The sequence below is a fragment of the Pseudomonas sp. GM24 genome (assembly GCF_000282235.1).
Lineage (GTDB): Bacteria > Pseudomonadota > Gammaproteobacteria > Pseudomonadales > Pseudomonadaceae > Aquipseudomonas.
Genome location: NZ_AKJR01000250.1, coordinates 1 through 5,976 on the forward strand (window position 1 = coordinate 1; position 5,976 = coordinate 5,976).

The window sequence follows — 5,976 nt, forward strand, 5'->3', positions numbered from 1 at the left end:
CTGCGCAAATTGCGCCAGATGCTGCAAATGGCTTTGGTCGGTTTGTTGCGCGAACAGAATGACCAAACGCATCTCGACTATCTGGCGAAAGTCTTCACCCGCCTCGAAGCGCTGAGCGGTGATGCGCCCCTGAGCCCGCTGTGGCAAGTCGCCTCGGCGCTGGTCGAAGGCATGCGCGAGGGCGTGATCGCCAACAGCCCGGCGCTGCGCAGCCTGTTCAAGGACGCCGACAAAGAGCTCAAACGCCTGCTCGAACAAGGCATGATCGGGCTCAACCAAGTGCCCCCGGCAGAGTTGCTGAAAAGCCTGTTGTTCTATATTGCCAAAGCCGAACATCCCACCGGGCAGATGCTGACCATGAAAGATCGCTACTCCCTGGACGACGCGTTGCCCGACAGCGCGATGGTCGACGAAGAACGTGCGCGCCTGGCCGGCCCCGACCGCGATGCGATGCGCTCGGTGCTGGCAGCGCTGTGTGAGGAACTGGTGCGGGTCAAGGAACGCCTCGACCTGTTCGTGCGCAGCGACCGCCAGCACACTTCCGATCTGGAAAGCCTGCTGGCACCGCTGCGGCAGATCGCCGACACGTTGGCCGTGCTCGGTTTCGGCCAGCCGCGCAAAGTCATCATCGATCAATTGGCCGTGGTACTCAGCCTTGCCCAAGGCCAGCGCGAACCGAATGACGCGATCCTGATGGACGTTGCCGGTGCGCTGCTTTACGTCGAAGCGACGTTGGCCGGAATGGTCGGCACCGTCGAGCCGGAAAGCCCGGAAGATTCGCGCCTGCCAACCACCGACCTGACGCAGATCCACCAGATCGTCATCAAGGAAGCGCGCATCTGCCTGCAACAGGCCAAGGACATGATCGTCGACTACATCGACGCCGATTGGGATCGCCAGCAACTGCAACCGTTGCCGGCGTTGCTGACGCAGGTGCGCGGTGCGCTGGCGATGATTCCACTCAGCCGCGCGGCGAGTCTGGTCGAAGCCTGCAACGGTTTTATCCGCGAACATCTGCTGCTTGATCCGCACGAGCCGGGTTGGGAACAACTCGATCATCTGGCCGATGTCATCAGTAGCCTTGAGTACTACCTCGAACGCTTGAGTGACGACCCGCAGGCACCGGGCGAACAATTGCTGGACGTCGCGCAGAAGTCCCTCGCCAGCCTCGGGTTCTTTCCAAATGAACCGCATGTGCCCGTGCTCGACGACGTGCTCAGCCCCAGCGAAGCGCTGGTGATACAGGATATGCAGGCGCTCGACGATCCGGAAACCGTACAGTCGCTGGCCGACGTTCTGGCCAGCCCGGTTTCTGCGCTCAACCCGCCGGCGCTGATCACTCCCGGCAGCCTGATGCCGCCACCGGCCGATGAAGAGCCGGTCGACGATGAACTGCGCGAAGTTTTCCTTGAAGAGACCGATGAGGTCCTCGAAGTTCTCCACGAATACCTGCCGCGCTGGTCGGCCAATCCGCAGGATCGCGACGCGCTGACTGAGCTGCGCCGCGCTTTCCACACCTTGAAGGGCAGCGGGCGCATGGTCCGCGCGCTGATCCTCGGTGAACTGGCCTGGGCGGTGGAAAACCTGCTCAACCGCGTGCTCGAACAGAGCGTCGAGCCCGGTTCGGTGGTGCAGCAACTGCTCACCGACACGGTGTTGTTGCTGCCCGAGTTGATCAACGAATTCGCCACCAACAGCCAGCGTCAGCGCAGCGATGTCGATCAACTCGCTGCTCGCGCCCACGCCTTGGCCAAAGGCGATGAACCGCTGGCCGCCGAAGACGTCGACGATCTGGCGGCACTCGATCCGTTGTTGCTGGAGATCTTCCGCAACGAAGCCGAAACCCACCTCGCCAGCCTCAACCGTTTTCTCGATCAGGCCGCCGAGCATGTGCCGTTGCAGGCCAGTGACGAGTTGCAGCGCGCCTTGCATACGTTAAAGGGTAGCGCCTCGATGGCCGGCGTATTGCCGATTGCCGAACTCGCTGCACCGCTCGATCAACTGGCCCGCGAGTTCAAGGCGCACCAGTTGCCGCTGGACCTCGACGAAGTGGAATTGCTGCTTGAAGCCGAGGGCCTGTTCCGCGTCGGTCTGCGTCAGCTCAAGCATGATCCGCTAGCGCCGATTGTCGGTGCGCAGTCGCTGATCAAACGCTCGGAAACCCTGCTTGCCGAGCGTCTGGCGTCGATCCTCGATGCGCCCAATACCGGCCTGCGGGTCAAGCGCGATCCGCAACTGATCAATAACTTCCTCGCTCAAGGCATGGACATCCTGCTGGATGCTGAGAGCCTGCTACAGCGCTGGCAGCAACACCCCGGCGAGCGTCAGGAACTCAGCGCCTTGCTGGATGAACTGACCACCCTTGGCGAAGGCGCGCATTTGGCGGATTTGCTGCCGGTGGATGTGTTGTGCGAAGCCTTGCTCGATCTCTACGGCGCCGTGGAAGAAAGCAGCCTGGCGGTCAGCGAGCAGTTTTTCCAGGAAGCGCAGAACGCCCATGAAGCGCTGATCAACATGCTCGATGAACTGGCTGCCGGTCAGGAAGTCACGCCGCAGCCAGAGCGGATTCGGGCGTTGCATGATCTGCTCGATCAGAGCCTCGATCCTTCTTCCATGGGCCTGATTCGCAGCGATGGCAGCCGCACCCTGAGCATCCGTGAACTGGGCAGCGCCACCGCAGAGTTGCAGCAAAAGGCAATGGCGCTTGAGCCCGATGACGAGATTGTCGAGATCTTCCTCGAAGAGGCGGTGGACATTCTCGACAGCTCAGGCCAGGCCTTGCAGCGCTGGTTGAGCGACCCGGACAACACCGCGCCACTGTCCTCGTTGCAGCGCGATTTGCATACGCTCAAGGGCGGCGCGCGGATGGCCGAAGTCGAGGCCATCGGCGATCTGGCCCAAGAGCTGGAAAGCCTTTACGAAGGTCTGGTCGATCGTCGCTTCAACTACAGCGAAACCTTGAGGCGTCTGCTGCTCAAGAGTCATGAGCGTTTGGCGCTGCTGCTTGAACAACTGCAACAACATCAGCCACTGACCCCGGCGCAGGATTTGATCGAAACCCTGCGTCAGGTGCGTCAAGGCCAGGCCGTCAGCGAAACGCCCCAGCCAGCGGCCGATCACGACAGCGCTGGCCACGACCCGGAGCTGCTGGAGATCTTTCTCGAGGAAGGTTTCGACATCATCGAAAACTCCGGCGCCGCGCTGCTGCGCTGGCAGGCCGAGCCGGGCAATCGCCAGGAAGTGGAAACCCTGCTGCGCGATCTGCACACCCTCAAGGGCGGCGCGCGGATGGTCGAGATCGGCCCGATCGGCGACCTTGCCCATGAGTTGGAATACCTTTACGAAAGTCTCTCGACCGGGGCGTTGCAGCCATCGGCGGAGCTGTTTGCGCTGGTGCAGCGCGGTCATGATCGCTTGGCACAAATGCTCGATGGCGTGCGTGCCGGGCAACCGTGTCCGCCGGCGGATCGGTTGATCAATGCGATCCAGAATTTCAGTCACCCGGTGGCGGTAGAAACACCGCCAGTGCTGTCTGTTCCGGTTAAGACTGACGCGGCGCCGCCGGCTGCCGAGGCTGGCGCGGACATGGTCAAGGTCTCCGCCGAACTGCTTGATGAACTGGTCAATCTGGCCGGCGAAACCTCGATCTTCCGTGGTCGTATCGAACAGCAAGTCAACGACGCGCAGATCGCGCTGAACGAGATGGAAACCACCATCGAACGGATGCGCGATCAGTTGCGCCGTCTCGACACTGAAACTCAGGGGCGGATTCTCAGCCGCCAGCAAGTCGATGCCGAACGCCTCGGTTACGAAGAATTCGATCCGCTGGAAATGGACCGCCATTCGCAGTTGCAGCAACTGTCGCGGGCGCTGTTCGAATCCGCCTCTGACTTGCTCGATCTCAAGGAAACCCTCGATCGGCGCAATCACGACGCCGAGAACCTGTTGCAGCAACAGGGCCGCATCAACACCGAATTGCAGGAAGGCCTGATGCGCACGCGCATGGTGCCGTTCGAGCGCATGTTGCCGCGCCTCAAACGCATCGTCCGTCAGGTCGCTGAAGAGCTGAACAAAGACGTCGCCTTCGTCGTCGGCAACGCTGAAGGCGAGATGGATCGCAACGTCCTCGAACGCATGGCCGCGCCGCTGGAACACATGCTGCGCAACGCCGTCGACCACGGTCTGGAGTCCGCCGAGGTGCGGCTGGCGGCGGGTAAACCGGCGCAAGGGCAGATCAGCCTCGACCTGTCCCGCGAGGGTGGCGACATCGTTTTCGACATTCGCGACGACGGCGCCGGGGTTCCGCTGGAGGCGGTGCGGCGCAAGGCGATCAAACGCGGCATGCTCGCGCCGGAAGCCGAGATCAGCGACCGCGACGTGTTGCAGTTCATCCTCCAGCCGGGATTCTCGACCGCCGAAAAAATCACGCAGATTTCCGGGCGTGGCGTCGGTATGGACGTAGTGCACGAAGAGGTGCGGCAGCTCGGCGGCAGCATGAGCATCGATTCCGTGCCGGGGCAGGGCGTGCATTTCCGTATTCGCTTGCCGTTCACCGTGTCGGTCAACCGCGCGTTGATGGTGCAGTGCGGTGAGGATCAATACGCGATTCCGCTGAACACCATCGAAGGCATCGTCCGCGTGTTGCCGAATGATCTGGAAGCTCACTTTCGTGCTGATCCGCCGCGTTACCAGTACGGCGGCCAGACCTATGAACTGTGCTACCTCGGCGAACTGCTGAAAACCGCGCCACGGCCGAAACTGCTCGGCCAGAACCTGCCGTTGCCGGTGCTGCTGGTGCACTACAACGACCGGCGTATCGCCGTGCTAGTAGATACCATGGCAGGCACGCGCGAGATCGTGGTCAAAAGCCTTGGCGCGCAATTCGCGGCGGTGCAGGGCGTGTCCGGCGCGACGATTCTCGGCGATGGCCGGGTGGTGCTGATTCTCGATTTGCTCGCACCAATCCGCGCCATGCAGGCACGCATTGCGCCGACATCAACGCTGCCGGAGATCGACAACGAACCGCACAAACCACTGCTGGTGATGGTGGTCGACGACTCGGTCACTGTGCGCAAGGTCACCAGCCGTTTGCTCGAACGTCACGGCATGAACGTGCTGACCGCCAAGGACGGTGTCGACGCCATGTTGTTGCTCGAAGAACACATGCCCGACCTGATGCTGCTCGACATCGAAATGCCGCGCATGGACGGCTTCGAAGTCGCCACTCAGGTGCGCAACGACGAACGCCTGCAACACCTGCCGATCATCATGATCACCTCACGCACCGGGCAGAAACACCGCGACCGCGCCATGGCTATCGGCGTCAACGACTACCTCGGCAAGCCTTATCAAGAGTCGGTGCTGCTTGAAAGCATTGCCCAGTGGAGCAAGAAACATGCATGAGCGCCGGCATAATCAGCGCAGCAGCCAACTGACCGGGTTGCTGCTGCCGCTGGCGGATCGCAATCTGATCCTGCCTAACGTCGCTGTCGCTGAGTTGATCGATTACCAGGCCAGTGCCTTCGATCTGGACACGCCGCCGTGGTATCTGGGCAAAGTTACGTGGCGTGAGCGGCAGATTCCGTTGCTGAGTTTTGAATCGGCCTGCGGGCAGAAAATCGTCATTGGCGAGCGCGCGCGGATCGTGATTTTGAATGCGCTGGGTGGGTTGCCGGAGTTGAAGTTCATTGCACTGCTGGTGCAGGGGATTCCACGGTCGTACAAGCTTGATAGTCAGTTGAGTTATGTCGACGTGCCGTTGTGTGCGCTGGAGCAGGCGGCGGTGCAGGTCGGGGAACAGGTGGCTAAGGTGCCGGATTTGTTGGGGCTGGAGAAGTTGTTGGTGGAGGCGGGGCTGGTTCACTGATCCAGAATTTGTGTTGCTCTGACTGGCCTCATCGCTGGCAAGCCAGCTCCCACAGGGTTTTGTGTGGTTCACAGAATTCGAATACAACTCGGACACTGTGGGAGCTGGCT

The 5,976-nt window shown here is 61.5% G+C and carries 2 protein-coding genes; both read left to right on the forward strand.

Annotation, left to right across the window (positions count from 1 at the left end; all coding sequences use genetic code 11):
• Positions 1–5,403: Hpt domain-containing protein (locus PMI23_RS25410; RefSeq protein WP_049969884.1), on the forward strand; the 5,403-nt coding region annotated here is incomplete at its 5' end.
• A complete protein-coding gene (locus PMI23_RS25415; protein ID WP_007913679.1) occupies positions 5,396–5,866 on the forward strand; it encodes a chemotaxis protein CheW in 471 nt (156 codons plus the stop codon). The genes PMI23_RS25410 and PMI23_RS25415, both read left to right, overlap by 8 nt.
• Positions 5,867–5,976 lie beyond the last annotated feature (110 nt).

Coding starts and splice junctions, on each gene's coding strand:
- PMI23_RS25415 (WP_007913679.1), top strand. CDS start 5,396: ATGCATGAGCGCCGGCATAATCAGCGCAGCAGCCAACTGACCGGGTTG.